The following is a 14,849-nucleotide window of genomic DNA, read 5'->3' on the forward strand; positions in this document are numbered from 1 at the left end:
CCACGGGTGCTGACCCGAACACGCCGCTTGACGGCCATTGGTGGCGTTCCGCCCGCCCCACGATCACGTTGTTCAGCAGTCTCCTAGGACGTGCAGGTCACTGTTACACGAGCAACGCCTCGATCTCCGGAAGTCGGCCGAACAGTTCGGGGAGGCCGCGCACCCCGTTGCGCACGGACTCGTGGGACAGAGCGAGGCCGGGGCCGGTGCTCACCTCGACACCGGCGAGGCATCGGAGGATGTTCCATCTGGTGTGCCCCAGCCAGCCGCCGATCATGAACACAAACCAGCTTGGACCTGGAGGCGGCAACGCTCCGCCCCCTGCGACATAGCCGTCGAGAACCGAGCGGAAAATGGCGGGCCTGATGTCGTCGAAGCCAGGTCCCTTCGCGAGGCTCAGCGCGGTCGAGCCGAGCTCACCGGACAGGTCGAGCATCCCCGAGAGCTCCCAGTCGAGCACAACCGGCCGACCCTCCCGAGAGAGCAGGTTCCACGGTTGGATATCCCTGTGGGTCAGCACGACGGGGCCGGGCCGTTCGCAGGTGTCGACGAAGTGGGCAATTGCGAGGAACGTCTCTACGTGAGAGGCGAGCTCGTCGGCCCACGGCTGTCCGGTCGCCGCCGCCCGCGCGGCGAGCTCGGACCAGTCCCGTGGCGTCGGGTCCTCGATCGACACACGGGTCCACGCGACGTCGAGAGCGTGGATGCGCGCGAGGATCTCACCGATCTCAAACGCGTACGCCGCCGATACCGGCGCCTCAGGCACCTTCTCGCCTTCGACCCATCGGTGAACGAGGGTGCCGTGGCTGGCCGAGATTGGTTCTGGCATCGGAATGCCGGCATCAAAGGCCGCCCGCTCGAACCTGAACACGTCCTCGACGTTATGGGTCCAGCGACGGTCGTCGAGATTCAACTCCTTCACCGCGAATGACCCCTGGTCAGTGTCGAGCCGGTACATCCGGTTGGCGTACCCGCCGTGGACGCGAATCAACGGCCCGATCGGCGCGCCGAGATGCGAAAGGTTCACCCGCTCATTCTAGGAGTTGGCAGTTCATGCTTGCGATGGAGGAGAAGTCCCGGCAACAAGGAGACGACGGCACCGGTGGCGATGGACATTCAGCGGGTATCCACGTCCTCGAACACCAGGAAGGTTTGGGTGTCGATGACCCCCGGCATGGACTGCAACTGATCGAAAATGACCCGGCGCAAGTGGACGTTGTCCGTGGCCCGCACCAGCAGGATCACGTCGAAGCTGCCGCCCACGAGGGCGATGTGCTGGATCTCGGGTATCGCCCGGAGCTGTTCGCGCAGGGTCCGCCAGGAATGCTGCTGCACCTTCAGGGTTACGTAAGCGGAGGACTTCAGCCCTGCCTTGACCGGATCCACCACGGCCGTGAACTTGGTGATGACCCCTTCGCCGGTGAGCCGCCCGATGCGGGAGTAGGCGTGGGCGCGGCTGATGTGCACGTTCCCGGCCACCTGAGTCACGGACATCCGCCCGTCCCGCGTGAGCTCGGCGATGATGTCCCGGTCCACATCGTCCAGGGAGACTTCCAGCGGCACCTCGGGCGGCGCCGGCAGGGCCTTCGTCCGTTCTTCTTCCGTTTCGGCCATGGTGACTCCTTCAGGCGCAGGAACTTCGCGCAATTCGTCCACGTGCGGCCGGTAACCCAGCTCACATTCCGCAATTCGTCTTCAAGGATAGCCACTTTTCGAAAGGCCTTCCATGATTTCGGCCAGAGCTGGATACGAAACTTCGCCGGGGACCATACTTGAGGCAAATAGTGAAAAGCTAAGGACGGACCAATGACGATCTCCGCAAGCCAGGAGTCCACCGCGGACCAGGCATCCGAGGTGCAGCGCAAGTTCGGCATCAGCGTCGAGGACTACATGCTCCCGGCCCGCCGCCAGATCCAGATGGTGGCCCCGGACGGCGCCCTCAAGCCGGACGCCGAACAAGGCACCGAGCCCGGCCACGAGTATCCCATCCCGGGCGACGCCGAACTCATCGCCGCCTACGAACGCCTCGTCGTCGGCCGCCGCGTCAACGACCAGAACTCCGCGCTGGTCCGGCAGGGCCGCATGGCCGTCTATCCCTCCAGCCACGGGCAGGAGGCCTGCCAGGTGGCCGCGGCCATGTGCCTGTCCGAGGGCGACTGGCTGTTCCCCACCTACCGGGACGCCGTCGCCGTCATGGCCAAGGGCGTAGACCCGGTGCAGGCCATGACCATCTTCCGCGGCGACTGGCACGGCGGCTACGACCCCCAAGAACACAAAGTGGGCATCCAGTGCACCCCGCTGACCACCCAGCTGCTGCACGCCGTCGGCGTGGCCCATGCGGCCAAGCTGCGCGGCGAGGACACCGTGGTGATGGCCATGTGCGGCGACGGCGCCACCAGTGAGGGCGACTTCCACGAGGCCCTGAACTTCGCCGCCGTCTTCCACCTGCCGGTGATCTTCTTCGTGCAGAACAACAAGTACGCCATCTCCGTGCCGCTGAGCCACCAGTCCGTGGCCCCGTCTCTGGCGCACAAGGCCGTGGGCTACGGCATGGCCGGCGAACGCGTGGACGGCAACGACCTCGTGGCCCTGCTGGCTGTGCTGGACCGTGCCGTGAAGCTGGCCCGCGAGGGGTCCGGGCCGCTGCTGGTCGAAGCAAACACCTACCGCATGCAGGCCCACACCAACGCCGACGACGACACCCGCTACCGGGACAACGCCGAGGTCAGCGAGTGGAAGGCCAAGGACCCGCTCAGCCGCATGGACACTTACCTCAGGAGCCGCGGACTGCTCGACGACGACGGAGCTGCCCGGATCGCCGACCACGCCGAAGCGGTGGCCACCCAGCTTCGCGAGGGCCTGGGCGAGGACGTGCCGGTGGAGCCGCAGAACCTGTTCCGTTACGTCTTTTCCAGCCCCACGCCGCAGCTGCAGGAACAATCCGCGCTGCTGGCCGACGAACTCGCACGCGAAGAGGCCGGCAAAGCCGCCCAGAAGGAGGCAGGAAAATGAGCCCCACCATCACCACCTCTTCGGAAGCGAACGGCAACGTCAGCGCCGCCACGGCCCGCGCGGCAGCCAGCGCCGCCGCGGCGGCCGAAGCCCGCGGACCGCAGAGCGTCACCATGGCCAAGGCGCTCAACACCGCCATGGCCGACGCCATGCGGGACGACGCCTCGGTGCTGGTCTTCGGTGAAGATGTCGGCCGCCTGGGCGGCGTCTTCCGTATCACCGACGGCCTCATGGACGCCTTCGGCGAGCAGCGCTGCTTCGACACCCCGCTGGCCGAGTCCGGGATCGTCGGCATGGCGGTGGGCATGGCCATGAACGGCATGCGTCCCGTCATCGAGATGCAGTTCGACGCCTTCGCCTACCCGGCCTTCGAACAGATCGTCAGCCACGTGGCCAAGATGCACAACCGCACCCGCGGCGCCCTCAAGCTGCCCATGGTCATCCGGGTGCCCTACGCGGGCGGGATCGGCGGCGTGGAGCATCACTGCGACTCCTCCGAGTCCTACTACGCCCATACCGCGGGCCTGAAGGTGTACACCCCGGCCACCGTGGCCGACGGCTACCGGATGCTGCGCGAGGCGATCGACTCCGACGACCCCGTCATGTTCATGGAGCCCAAGAAGCTCTACTGGTCAAAGGACCAGGTGGACCTGGAGGCGCTCGCCGCCGAACACGCCGCCCACCGGGCCGCAGGATCCAGCAGCGAGGGGAGGGCCGCCGTCGCCCGTTCGGGAACGGACGCCACCCTGATCGCCTACGGTCCCTCCGTCCCCACCGCGCTCGCAGCCGCCGCGGCAGCCGCCGAGGAAGGCCGCTCGCTGGAGGTGATCGACGTGCGCACCATCGTGCCATTCGACGACGAGACCGTAGCCGCGTCCGTGCGCAAGACCGGCCGCGCCGTGGTGATCGCGGAAGCGCACGGCTTCGCGTCCGTGGCTTCCGAGATCGTGGCACGGGTCCAGGAACGCTGCTTCCACCAGCTCGCCGCCCCCATCCGCCGCGTCACGGGCTTCGACGTCCCCTACCCCGCCCCGAAGCTGGAGCACTACTACCTGCCAAGCGTCGACCGGATCCTCGACGCCGTTGACGACCTGCAATGGGAGAACTGACCATGAGCGCCGAACTGCAAGTCTTCCGCCTCCCGGACCTCGGCGAAGGCCTCACCGAAGCCGAACTCCTTAGTTGGCTCGTGGCCGTGGGCGACGAAATCCGCGTCGACCAGCCGATCGCCGAAGTGGAGACCGCCAAGTCCGTCGTCGAGGTGCCCTCGCCGTACGCCGGCACCGTGGCCGTGCTGCACGGCGAACCCGGCCAGACGCTCGACGTCGGGAAGCCGCTGATTTCGGTGGCTCGGGTTGGGGCCGCTGCCTCCGCTGGTGGTTCCGGCGCCTCCGCGGATGATGCCGCCCCCGCCCCTTCGGCGGACAGCACTCGTCCTGCGGACGGTGCTGCCGCCTCAGGAAGGCCCGATGCCACTCCCGGGGCGGCATCATCCGCTCCGGCTGGCGCTGTCGGCTCGCCTTCTGCCGGTGCTTCATCGTCACCTTCTGCGTCTCCCGCTGCCGAGGCGTATCGCACCGAGGAGCGGGCCGGGTCTGGGAATGTGCTTATTGGGTATGGGACGTCCGGTGGGGGTGAGGCCCGGCGGACCCGGCCTCGGAAGGTTCCTGCCGCCGTCGTCGTTCCTGCGCTGGAAACTCCGGTGGCGGCGTCGCGGGTTCCTGGGAAGCTTTCTGCCGTGATTTCGCCTCTGGTGCGGAAGATGGCCCGGGACCATGGGGTTTCGCTGGATAGCGTTCCGGGGTCGGGGGAGAGCGGATTGATCCTGCGGCGCGACGTGGAGGCCGCGATCGCGGAGCCTCGGAAGGCTGCGCCGGCACCTGCCGTTGCGGAAGCGCCTGCCGGTTCCTTGGATGCCCGGACCGGGCTCGGTGTGGCGTCGCGCTCCGCCGTCCGCGGGGTGCGCAAGGCCGTGGCCGCGAACATGGCGCGGAGCCGTTCCGAGATTCCCGAGGCCACGGTGTGGGTGGATGTGGATGCCACCGCGCTGCTGGAGCTGCGGGCAGGGTTGAAGAAGGCCGGCGACCAGCACGTGCCGGGCCTGCTCGCGTTCATCGCCCGCTTCGTCACCGCCGGACTGAAGAAGTACCCGGAGCTGAACACGCGCTTCGAGACACTGCCGGATGGCAGCCAGGAGATCGTGGCCTTCGACGGCATCAACCTTGGCTTCGCCGCCCAGACAGACCGCGGCCTCGTCGTCCCCTCCGTCCGGGGTGCGGAGAAGCTCAGCGCCCGCCAACTGGACGCTGAGATCCGCCGCCTGACCGCCGTCGCGCGTGACGGCAAGGCCACGCCCGCGGAACTGGGCAGCGGCACGTTCACCCTGAACAACTACGGGGTGTTCGGCGTGGACGGGTCCGCCGCGATCATCAACTACCCCGAAGTGGCGATGCTGGGGCTCGGCCGGATCATCGACAAGCCGTGGGTGGTCGACGGCCAGCTCGCTGTCCGCAAAGTCACCGAACTGACCCTCGCCTTCGACCACCGGGTGTGCGACGGCGAAACCGCGGCCGGCTTCCTGCGCTACGTGGCGGACGCCATCGAAAACCCGGGAGCCGTGCTCTCGGACCTCTAGGATCGGGACCGGACCGGCTCTACTGCAGCTTCAGCAGGTTGTGGGTTGCCGGGCCTTCCAGGAGTTTGCCCGAGGCTGAGAAGCGCGAGCCGTGCAGCGGGCAATCCCAGGACTTTTCGGCGTCGTTCCAGTGCAGGATGCCGCCCAGGTGTGCGCAGTGCGCAGACAGCCGGCAGGTGACTCCGTCCACGGTGCAGACCGCGGCAGGCTTGCCATGGAAGAGCCCGGTGACGCCGGCGCCTTCCGCGGGCGTGGTCTCCTCCGTGATCTCGGGCTTCTTTTTCAGGGCGGCGTTATCGCGCACGTTCTGCAGCTGGGTGTCCAGGTTGAACGACACCGCCGACGACGTCCCCCGGGGTCCGGTGGTGCGGAAATGGATAGTGCGTGCCCAGGGGGCCTGCGGACTTCCCGTGATGTCGGAGACGATGTCCAGGGCCGCGGCGACGCCGTTGGTCATGCCCCATTTGTTGTAGCCGGTGCCGAAGAGGATCCGGCCGCGTCCCCGGGGCAGTTTGCCGAAGAACGGCATGAGGTTGATCGCCTGGTAGTCCTGCGCCGACCAGGTGTGCGTCACCTCGGCGCCGGGGTAATGTCCCTTCGCCCAGGCCACGAGCTCGTCCAGGTTGGCCTTGGGCGACGGCGCCCGCCCGCCCGGGTGCCCGAAGCCGCCCACCAGCAGGAGCCTGCCGTCGGGGGACCCGCCGTCGGAAGCTCCGCCGTCGGGAGCGCCCGGATAGTCGCGGATCGACCGGGTGGGCGGCTCGGCCGAGAGGTACATTCCCGGCGGCGGGGTGAGCCCGTCCGGGAGCCGCAGCGCGGCGGCGTAGGAGCGGTTGGGCCGGAGCTTGGCAAAGTAGAGTCCACGGTTCAGGACCGGCGTGCCGGTGGCCAGGACCACGGTTCCAGCGCGGACGTCGCCGCGGCGCGTGACCACGGTGAGGGGATTGCCCGCCCGGACGTTCATGAGGCGCACCCCTTCGACGATGGTTCCGCCGGCCGACCGGACATCCGCGGCCAGCGCCCTGAGGACATCCATCGGGTTGAATTGGGCCTGGCGTGGAAGGCGCAGGGCGCTTTCGACGTCGAACGGAAGCCCCGTTTCGCGGGTCGCCTCCACTTCGAGGCCGGCCGCCAGGGACACCTCCAGTTCTGTGCGCAGCTTCTCCGCCCCCGCGGCCGTGGTGGCGAAGGTGTAGGCGTCGCGGTACTGGAACGGCACGCCGCGCCCTTCGAGGTAGCCCAGCAGCCACTCCTGTGCCGCCCGGCTCGCGTCCACGTAGGCGTGGACCTGCCGGATCGAATACATGCTGCGCAGTCCGGACAGCACCATGCCCTGCAGCAGGCTCAGCTTGGCCGTGGTGTTTCCCGTGGCCGCCGCCCCGATATGGCGCCCTTCAAGAACCAGCACCTTGGAACCCGCCTGGGCAAGCATCACGGCTGTAGCCAGGCCGGTGATCCCCGCGCCCGCAACGACCACGTCGTAGCTGCTTCCGGGAGTGAACTGATCGCTGTCGATCCTGGTGCTGCCCTGAAGCCACAAGGAATCCATGGCAGAAGTCCCTTCCGCCGGCCCGGGGCAACCACGCCTGGGGTGGTCCGTCGGCGGCCCGGCACACCTTCAGGGAAGCAGACGGCGGGGCGGGAAACAAGGGGTTCTCCGCCGCCGTCGGGGGTGTATCGCTTCCCGGCGGACGCGGCTTGGCACGGCACGGAATCTGCCCTGGGTGCCGCCGTTGCGTGGGTAGAATCGAGGCCTGAACACCGCCGGAACGCGTCTGGATACGGAGACGAAATGTCAGCTTGGCTCGAAGTAGGCCCGGATAACTATGTGCTGGAAACCCCTGGGCGGTTGCTGAACACGGGCCTGGTGGTGGGCCAGGAGCGCGCCATGGTGATCGATACCGGGAGCGGACCCCGGCAGGGCCGCGAGATCCTGGCCGCCGTCCGGGAAAAGACGGACCTGCCGCTGGTGGTGGTCAATACCCACGCCCACTACGACCACTTCTTCGGTAACGCGGTGTTCGCCGACGCCGGGGTCACCGAGTTCTGGGCACACGTCAACTGTGCTGCAACCATCGACGACGACGCCGACCACCAGCGCCGCCTGGTGGCGGACATCGAGCCGGAAATGGCCGCCGGAAGCGGCGAAGCGGTGGAGATCGTCATCCCGAACGCCATCGTCAAGGACCAGCCCGTGCTGGTGGACCTGGGCGGGCTGACCGTCACCCTGTTCTACCTGGGCCGCGGCCACACCGACGGCGACCTCCTGGTAGGCACCCCGAGCACCCTGTTCACCGGCGACCTGGTGGAACAGGGCGCGCACCCGTCGTTCGAGGATTCCTACCCCGAAGAGTGGGCGGACGTGCTTCGGCACATCTCGGCCCTGCGCCACCGCTACGAGTTCCTGATCCCCGGCCACGGAAAGCCCTGCAGCGACCTGTTCGTCAAGACCCTCGCCGACACCATGACCACCGCGGTGCGCCAGGCCCGGCAGTCCATCCGGGACATGCCCACCGACGCCACCAAGGCGATCCCCGTGCTGCCGTACGGTCCGGAACAGTCGCGCTGGTTCATCAAGCGGCTCCAGGAAACGCAGCCCCACTACTGAGACTTACGGGTTGAGTGCTCATTTATGGCGGGTATTCCGCGGAATATCCCGCCACAAGCGAGCACTCAGCGGGGGGAATCGCTGAAGCGTTCCATGTCCCGGTTCAGCCCCTCATAGACTGCGGGCCGCCGGGACTTCAGCCACGCCGCCGTGGCCACGCCGGCGACCACCGCAAGCAGCAGCAGCCACGGCAGGGCGCCGATCACGGGGTTGTCCGAACCGGCCAGAGCCGGGAAGTTCGAGACCGCCAGCCCGACGATCAATGCCAAGCCCAGGGCTCCGAGCCCGGGAGCGACGAGCGTCCGCCAGAGCCGCGGGTCCCGCTGGCGCCGGAAATGCACGACGACGGCCACCGCGGCCAGGAGCTGCAGGCTCAGGATGCCGAGGGTTCCGAAGCCCGTCATGGACGCCGTGAGTGCCGTGATCGGGTCGAGCCCGGCGATCCAGAAGACGAAGGCGATGCCCGTGCCGAAGGCCAGCTGGGCGATGCTGGCGTTCTGCGGGGCGCCACTGCCGGGGCGGGTCCGGCCGAGTGCGCGCGGCAAGACGCCGACGCGTCCGAAGGCGTAGATGTACCGGGATGCGGAGTTGTGCAGCGCCAGCAGTGCCGCGAAAAGCGAGACAAGCAGCAGCACCATCATGGCCTTGGTGAGGAAGTCGCCCAGGTACTCGGTGGAAATCGCGAAGACGAGGTCCCCGGTGGCCAGATGTTCCACGGCCGTGCCCTGCGCCTGTTCGACGCCGAGGGCGCTCACGATCGCCCAGCTGGTGAAGGCCGCGAAGGCGCCGATGAAGAGGATGGACAGGTAGGTGGCCTTCGGGATGGTGCGGCGCGGATCCTTCGCCTCTTCGCCGAACAGACCGGTGGCTTCGAAGCCCACAAAGCAGTTGGCGGCGAACAGCAGGCCGAGGCCGAGCGAACCGGAGAACACGAACTCGGGCGAGAACGCCGCGGGCACGAAACCGTGGCGGAACAGGATCGAGAAATCCAGGACCAGCAGGATCGACACTTCCAGCACCAGGCAGACCCCCAGGACCTTGGCGCTGACATCGATGCCGCGGCGGCTGAGCAGGAAGACGGCGGCAACCGAGACCAGGCTCCAGACGAACCAGGGAAGGTCCAGTCCGGTGAGGTCCTTGACCACCGTCGCGGTGAAGAAGCCGGAGGTCCCGATGGCCCCGGCGACGAAGCAGTTGTAGCCCAGCATGGCAATGAAGCCGGCGGCGAGGCCGAACGGCCGGCCCATGCCGCGTACCACGAAGGCGTAGAAGCCGCCGGCGCTGACCAGGGTGCGGGCCATCTGCGCGTACCCCACAGCGAAGAGCAGCAGGATGGCGGTGGCAATGAGGAACGAACCAGGCATGCCGCCGCCGTTGCCGACGGCGATGCCGATGGTTGCGATCACGATGATGCCGGTCAGCGGGGCGACGGCGGCGAGGACGAGGAACACGATGCCGCCGACGCCGAGCGCATCGCGCCGCAGATCCTGCCGCGGCGCCGTCACGGTGGGCTGCCCAAGGGACTGTGGTGAAGGTTTCATGCAGGGAGTATGGTCCGCCGGAGCAGGCCGCGACTTGTTCCTGCGTGTGTTCGCTTTGTCACACAGCGCAGGGTGGAACGGGCACCGGAGGCGGCTTTGACCTGCAGCGGTGTCGGCTGGCCCTTAGACTTGGCGTTTGATGCATTTCAATCGAGCTCCGCAGCGTGCGCCGTTGCGGGTCCGGGGGGACGACACCATGGCGGATTCCGTGCAGAACGACAACGACCCAGCCACTGCTACCGAAGGGCAGCCAGAGTTCCGCAGCCGCCGCGACCGCCGGCGTGCCCAGGACGATGCCCGGACAGGAACCATGCCCATCGTCTCCGCAAACCCGCCGGACCAGGGATCCGCCTCGGGCGGCCTCATCCAGAGCAGTTCCTGGGCCGCGGCGGCCGCCGCAGCCGACGCCTCGGACACGGAAAGCGGCCCGGAAAACGGCCCCGAAACAGGCCCCGAGACACGGGCAGCGGAGACTCCCGCCGTCGTCGACGATCGGCGCACGGAATCCGGCACGGAAGAGGACCGATCAACGGAACGAACGGCCCTGCGTTCGGCGCCGATGCCCGACTTCATCAGTTCCCCGGGTTCATTCGTGAAGGAGCAGAAGCCTCGGCCCGTCGGCGGGTTCCGCGGGGCGATCTACCGGCTCACCGGCGGCGCCTGGAACCTCGGCCCCAGCGCCAAGCAGCGCCAGGAAGACGAACTGGCCCGGCGGATCTCCCGGCAGCTGCAGGGCAGCTTCAATACCGCGATCCTGAGCCTCAAGGGCGGCATCGGCAAGACCTCCACCACGGTGGGTGTGGGCCTGACCTTGGCCGAGTACCGCGGCGACCCGCCGTGTGCCATCGACGCCAACCCGGACTCCGGCGACCTTGTGGAGCGGGCGCTCGGCGAGGGCATCTACCAGCGCTCCACCCCGCGCACCATCACCGACCTGCTGGGCAACCTGGAGAGCATCGATTCGCTGACCGGGCTCTCCCGCTACATGCACCACGCCGGACGCCTGCACCTGATCGCGGGGGAGCAGGACCCGGAGGTGTCGGACTCCCTGACGGCGGCGGAGTACCTGAAGATCCGCCAGCTGATTTCCAGCTACTACTCCGTGGCCCTGACGGACTGCGGCACCGGCGTCACCCACAACGCCATGAAGGGCATCCTGCAGTCCGCGGACAACCTCATCATCGCCGCCGGGTATGCGGTGAGCGGCGCCAAACGGGCCCGCAGCACCCTACACTGGCTCGCCAGCCACGGCTACGAGGAGCTGGCACGCAACGCGATCGTGGTCATCACGGACAAGGACGAGGTGTCCTCCCGCGTGGACAAGAGCGCCATCGAGGAACACCTCTCCGGGATCTGCCGCCAGCTGATTGCCGTGCCGCACGACAGGGGAGTGGCCGACGGCGACCTCGTCACCCTGGACGTGTTGCGGCCTGAGACGCGCCGCGCCTACAAGGAGATCGCCGCCGCGATCGTCGACGGCTATGTTTAGCCGACGATGACAGGCAAGACATGGTGCTCGATACCGTGACCCTGAGGGTGGCCCTTGGCGTGGTCACCCTCACCCTGTTCGTGCTGTTCTATTCGTCGTTCCGCCGCACGCGCTCGCGCTACAGCGGCTGGTGGTCAGTGGCGCTCCTGTTCTTCCTCACGGGCAACCTGGCCCTGCTGCTGAACGGCACGCCGCACCAGGCCTGGGCCAACCCCGCAGGGAACGTGCTCCTGGTGACCGGGGCCTTCAGCGTCTGGGCGGGCTCCCGTTCCCTGCGCTTGCTGGGCACGCCCCGCTGGCTGTTCGCCGCCGGGCCTGCGTTCACCGCCGTGGCATCTTTGCTTGACAGCCCGGGCTCGGACACCTGGTCCGGCGGGCTGGCCTACCTCGGCATGATGACGGTGGGGATTGCGCTTGCATCGCGTGAGCTGTGGCTCCTGAAGCCGGGAGCGTCCCAGGTCCACAGGACCATCGCAGTGGCCGCGGGATTCATGGCCGCCTACTACTGCTGCCGCTGGGTGGTGTACCTCGTGGACGGACCGCTCGGGCCGGTGTTCCGGACGTACTTCAACCCCGCCATGACCAGCCTCATCACGCTGGTGCTGCTGGTCTCCGTCTCGTACAGCATGACCGCCTTGAGCAACGAACAGCTCATCAACGGCCTCAGCGAACGCGCCACGCGGGACGGCCTGACCGGCCTCCTCAACCGCTCCGCCTTCATGGAACTCGCCTCCGAGGAAGTTCGGCGAGTCCACGCCAAGGGCTCCGTGGCCGCCTTGATCCTGGCGGACCTTGACCATTTCAAGACCCTCAACGACGTCCACGGCCACAGTGCCGGCGACGCCGCGATCAAAGCCTTCGCCTCGGCGTGCCTGGCCTCCGTCCGCTCCACGGATTTCGTGGCGCGGTACGGCGGCGAGGAGTTCGTCATCCTCCTGCCGGGGGCCAACCTCGAGAGCGCGAAGACCATCGCCGCCGCAATCAGCCGCAGGCTCACGGACACGAAAGCCGAACCCGTGCTGCCGACCGTGAGCTACGGCGTCGCCCTCAGCACCGGCTCCGAAGCGGACCTCGCCGGCATGATCTCCGAGGCCGACGCGGCGCTCTACAAGGCCAAAGCACAGGGCCGGAACCGCGTGGTCTGCGCAGGGTCGCCAAGCCAATGAGCACCACCAAGGCCTCCACAACCTTTTCGCTCCGCAGTATTGCCCTCCCCGCGTTCGGGCCCACGGTGCTGTTCTGCCTCGGCGAAGGCGCGGTGCTGCCGGTGGTCGCATTGTCCGCCCGGGACCTGGGCGCCTCCGCCGCCCTGTCGGCCCTGCTGGTCACGCTCATCGGTGTGGGGTCCTGGCTGTTCAACATCCCGGCGTCGCTCATCACCATCCGCTTCGGGGAGCGCTGGGCCATCACCGGCGCGGGCTCGATCGGTGCGCTGGCGCTGGTGGCGGCAGCCCTCGCTCCGCAGTTGCAGCAGGGGCTGTGGCTGCTCGCGGTGGCGATGACCGTCGTCGGAATGGCCACGAGCGTCTTCAACCTTGCCCGGCAGAAGTACCTCACCGAAGCCGTGCCGGTGGAATTCCGTGCCCGCGCGCTCTCCACGCTGGGCGGCAGCACCCGGATCGGGGTGTTCATCGGCCCCTTCGTGGGTGCGGCAGCCATGCAGTTCATCGGCATCTCCGGCGCGTTCTGGGTGGGGGCCGTGGCCATGGCGGCTGCCGCGGGCCTTTCCCTCACTATCCCGGACCTCGTGGCGAAGGGGCCCGGAACGCCGGACGCCGCCGCGGGCCCGGAGCCGACCCTGCGGAACGTCGCGTCCGCCCATGCAATGGTGCTGTTCGCGGTGGGCTGCGGCGTGCTGCTGCTGGCGGCACTGCGTGCTTCGCGGCAGGTGGTCATCCCGCTCTGGGCGGACCACCTGGGCCTGGATGCCACCCACGCCTCACTGATCTACGGCGTTTCCGGCGCGATCGACATGCTGGTCTTCTACCCGGCAGGCAAGCTCATGGACCGCAAGGGCCGCTTGTGGGTGGCCCTGCCATCCACGGTGATCATGGGCGTGTCACTGTTCCTGATCCCGCTGTCCGGAGGATTCGTGGGCCTGGGCTTTGCGGCCATGCTGATCGGCTTCGGCAACGGCATCAGCTCCGGGCTGGTCATGACCCTGGGTGCCGATTTCTCGCCGGAACGCGGCCGGGGCCAGTTCCTGGGCCTGTGGCGGTTCATCGCCGACGCCGGCAGCACCGGCGGGCCGATGCTGCTCTCCGCGATGACGGCGGCCGTGTCCCTGGCCGCCGGGATCTGGTCGTGCGGGGTACTCGGCCTGGCGGCTGTGGCGGTGTTCGCCGTCGCGCTTCCGAAGCTGAAGCACCGCCGGAACTACTAGCTTCCCGGTGGACATGTCCGTCCGCAGCGGCGGGCAATGGACATGACAGGGATATGCGCATTGTTGGCGTCGCGAGGTGGACATGTGCGGTGGGAGCCGGGCCACCGGCCGAACTACGAGGAGTCAGCGGCGCCGACGCGCGGCGTGGCCGAACAGCCAGGTGGCGGCCACGGTCCCCAGATACCCTGTGATCACGATCAGCGAGACGCCGGCCCAGAAGTAGTCGGTGGTGCTTTCCTCCTGCGCCAGGCCGGGAATTCCCAGCCCGTAGGGCGCGATCCTGGCCAGCGAGTAGACGGCCAAGCCGGCCGATGCCAGCCCGGCCAGCACGGAAAGGGATAGCCACAGCCGCGAGGACGCCCAGTGTTCGGCGTGCCCTCCCCACACGTTCCAGCGGTTGCCGGTGCGCATCACCAGCCAGCCCGCCGGCAGCATCACGGCGCCGGTCACGAGGAAGGCAGCGACGACGTCGGCCGGCCGGTGCCACTGGTTGACCAGGGTGGAGACCCCGGCCGCCACGGCGAAGGTGCCGCCCAGGAATCCGGCCAGCGGACGCCAGCGCGGCGACACCACCAGGAAGACGGCCGCCGCGGCCGATGCCGCCAGAGTCGTATGCCCAGAGGGCAGGGAGTTCAGCCCGAGGGTCTGGACCCCCGTGAACGGCCGGTCCGGGAACGAGTCCTTCAACAGCTGGGTGGCGAGGTTCGCGACGGCGCAGGCCGCCACCGCGATTCCCGCCGCCTTCCAGCGCCGCCTGGCCAGCGTGACGAACAGGACCACGACGGCGGCGATCGCCAGGGAGATGCCCGGCAACAGGTCCAGGAAACGCGTGGTGGCCCTGCCGGCGGGTCCGTGGAGTTCCCCGGCCTCGACGAGGGCGGATTCGTCGATGTACTGGCCGGTGGTGGTCTGGACGAAGAAGTAGTAGCTCGCCGCGAATCCGGCGGCGCAGGCCAAAGTGGCGAGGGCGAAGAGCAGGCCGCTGCCCTTGGCCGCCGGACGCCTGCCGTTGTTTCCGCTGCTTTCCGCCGGACGGCCGCTGTCGCGCCGCCAGTCGGTTTCCCCCTGTCCTCCGGCTTCCTGTCGAGCGTGCCGGAGGTCGCTGTCCCTTCGAAAGATCATCCCTTTCAGGGTGCCACACCGGGCCCTGCAGGACACATCGAGTTCCCTGGGCGGGAGCT

The 14,849-nt window shown here is 68.3% G+C and carries 12 protein-coding genes; 7 read left to right on the top strand and 5 right to left on the bottom strand.

Features of this window, described 5'->3' with window-relative positions; genetic code table 11:
• Nucleotides 1–103 precede the first annotated feature (103 nt).
• Nucleotides 104–1,027: a phosphotransferase family protein gene (locus D3654_RS09255; protein WP_120521212.1), complete on the bottom strand. Its 924-nt coding sequence runs from the start codon at nucleotides 1,025–1,027 to the stop codon at nucleotides 104–106.
• A gap of 89 nt (nucleotides 1,028–1,116) precedes the next feature.
• Entirely contained in the window at nucleotides 1,117–1,614 is a 498-nt protein-coding gene (locus D3654_RS09260; RefSeq protein WP_120521213.1) for an Lrp/AsnC family transcriptional regulator, read from the bottom strand.
• A 192-nt stretch (nucleotides 1,615–1,806) separates the two neighbouring features.
• Here D3654_RS09260 and D3654_RS09265 point away from each other — a divergent pair, with 192 nt between their 5' ends.
• The 3 genes from D3654_RS09265 to D3654_RS09275 are packed head-to-tail and all read left to right on the top strand — an operon-like array spanning nucleotide 1,807 to nucleotide 5,647.
• Nucleotides 1,807–3,012 (top strand): thiamine pyrophosphate-dependent enzyme, encoded by a 1,206-nt coding sequence (locus D3654_RS09265; protein WP_120521214.1) that lies wholly within the window; start codon nucleotides 1,807–1,809, stop codon nucleotides 3,010–3,012.
• Nucleotides 3,009–4,121, top strand: a complete 1,113-nt coding sequence (locus D3654_RS09270; protein WP_120521215.1) for an alpha-ketoacid dehydrogenase subunit beta — start codon at nucleotides 3,009–3,011, stop codon at nucleotides 4,119–4,121. The genes D3654_RS09265 and D3654_RS09270 overlap by 4 nt, the downstream gene beginning before the upstream one ends.
• A gap of 2 nt (nucleotides 4,122–4,123) precedes the next feature.
• Complete coding sequence (locus tag D3654_RS09275) at nucleotides 4,124–5,647, top strand: dihydrolipoamide acetyltransferase family protein (RefSeq protein WP_245413161.1); 1,524 nt, start codon at nucleotides 4,124–4,126, stop codon at nucleotides 5,645–5,647.
• A gap of 19 nt (nucleotides 5,648–5,666) precedes the next feature.
• On the opposite strand, the gene D3654_RS09280 is transcribed toward D3654_RS09275, so the two are convergent.
• On the bottom strand, nucleotides 5,667–7,196 hold the full coding sequence (locus tag D3654_RS09280) for an FAD-dependent oxidoreductase (protein WP_120521217.1): 1,530 nt from the start codon (nucleotides 7,194–7,196) through the stop codon (nucleotides 5,667–5,669).
• A 243-nt stretch (nucleotides 7,197–7,439) separates the two neighbouring features.
• On the opposite strand from D3654_RS09280, the gene D3654_RS09285 reads away from it, so the two are divergent.
• Nucleotides 7,440–8,255: an MBL fold metallo-hydrolase gene (locus D3654_RS09285; RefSeq protein ID WP_120521218.1), complete on the top strand. Its 816-nt coding sequence runs from the start codon at nucleotides 7,440–7,442 to the stop codon at nucleotides 8,253–8,255.
• A 65-nt stretch (nucleotides 8,256–8,320) separates the two neighbouring features.
• Here the strand turns inward: D3654_RS09285 and D3654_RS09290 are convergent, their stop codons facing one another.
• Nucleotides 8,321–9,796, bottom strand: coding sequence for an APC family permease (locus tag D3654_RS09290; protein WP_120521219.1), 1,476 nt, complete (start codon nucleotides 9,794–9,796; stop codon nucleotides 8,321–8,323).
• Between the two features lie 139 nt (nucleotides 9,797–9,935).
• Between D3654_RS09290 and D3654_RS09295 the strand changes: the two genes are divergently transcribed.
• From D3654_RS09295 to D3654_RS09305, 3 genes are read left to right on the top strand one after another with little or no spacing between them, the layout of a single operon-like run.
• Nucleotides 9,936–11,285 carry a MinD/ParA family ATP-binding protein gene (locus D3654_RS09295; RefSeq protein ID WP_245413162.1) on the top strand — a complete coding sequence of 450 codons (1,350 nt, stop codon included), beginning with the start codon at nucleotides 9,936–9,938 and terminating at the stop codon, nucleotides 11,283–11,285.
• 20 nt (nucleotides 11,286–11,305) lie between these two features.
• Nucleotides 11,306–12,451, top strand: coding sequence for a GGDEF domain-containing protein (locus D3654_RS09300; protein WP_120521220.1), 1,146 nt, complete (start codon nucleotides 11,306–11,308; stop codon nucleotides 12,449–12,451).
• Entirely contained in the window at nucleotides 12,448–13,668 is a 1,221-nt protein-coding gene (locus tag D3654_RS09305) for an MFS transporter (protein WP_120521221.1), read from the top strand. Before D3654_RS09300 ends, D3654_RS09305 begins: the two co-directional genes overlap by 4 nt.
• Nucleotides 13,669–13,791: 123 nt before the next feature.
• Here the strand turns inward: D3654_RS09305 and D3654_RS09310 are convergent, their stop codons facing one another.
• Nucleotides 13,792–14,790 (bottom strand): phosphatase PAP2 family protein, encoded by a 999-nt coding sequence (locus D3654_RS09310; RefSeq protein WP_120521222.1) that lies wholly within the window; start codon nucleotides 14,788–14,790, stop codon nucleotides 13,792–13,794.
• Between the last annotated feature and the right edge of the window lie 59 nt (nucleotides 14,791–14,849).

The sequence above is a fragment of the Arthrobacter celericrescens genome (genome assembly GCF_003614925.1).
Lineage (GTDB): Bacteria > Actinomycetota > Actinomycetes > Actinomycetales > Micrococcaceae > Arthrobacter > Arthrobacter celericrescens.

Excerpts from the sequence above, each read along its gene's own strand:
- D3654_RS09305 (WP_120521221.1), top strand. The coding sequence starts at position 12,448 with ATGAGCACCACCAAGGCCTCCACAACCTTTTCGCTCCGCAGTATTGCC.
- D3654_RS09300 (WP_120521220.1), top strand. The coding sequence starts at position 11,306 with ATGGTGCTCGATACCGTGACCCTGAGGGTGGCCCTTGGCGTGGTCACC.
- D3654_RS09295 (WP_245413162.1), top strand. The coding sequence starts at position 9,936 with ATGCATTTCAATCGAGCTCCGCAGCGTGCGCCGTTGCGGGTCCGGGGG.
- D3654_RS09260 (WP_120521213.1), bottom strand. The coding sequence starts at position 1,614 with ATGGCCGAAACGGAAGAAGAACGGACGAAGGCCCTGCCGGCGCCGCCC.
- D3654_RS09270 (WP_120521215.1), top strand. The coding sequence starts at position 3,009 with ATGAGCCCCACCATCACCACCTCTTCGGAAGCGAACGGCAACGTCAGC.
- D3654_RS09275 (WP_245413161.1), top strand. The coding sequence starts at position 4,124 with ATGAGCGCCGAACTGCAAGTCTTCCGCCTCCCGGACCTCGGCGAAGGC.
- D3654_RS09310 (WP_120521222.1), bottom strand. The coding sequence starts at position 14,790 with ATGATCTTTCGAAGGGACAGCGACCTCCGGCACGCTCGACAGGAAGCC.
- D3654_RS09265 (WP_120521214.1), top strand. The coding sequence starts at position 1,807 with ATGACGATCTCCGCAAGCCAGGAGTCCACCGCGGACCAGGCATCCGAG.
- D3654_RS09280 (WP_120521217.1), bottom strand. The coding sequence starts at position 7,196 with ATGGATTCCTTGTGGCTTCAGGGCAGCACCAGGATCGACAGCGATCAG.
- D3654_RS09285 (WP_120521218.1), top strand. The coding sequence starts at position 7,440 with ATGTCAGCTTGGCTCGAAGTAGGCCCGGATAACTATGTGCTGGAAACC.
- D3654_RS09290 (WP_120521219.1), bottom strand. The coding sequence starts at position 9,796 with ATGAAACCTTCACCACAGTCCCTTGGGCAGCCCACCGTGACGGCGCCG.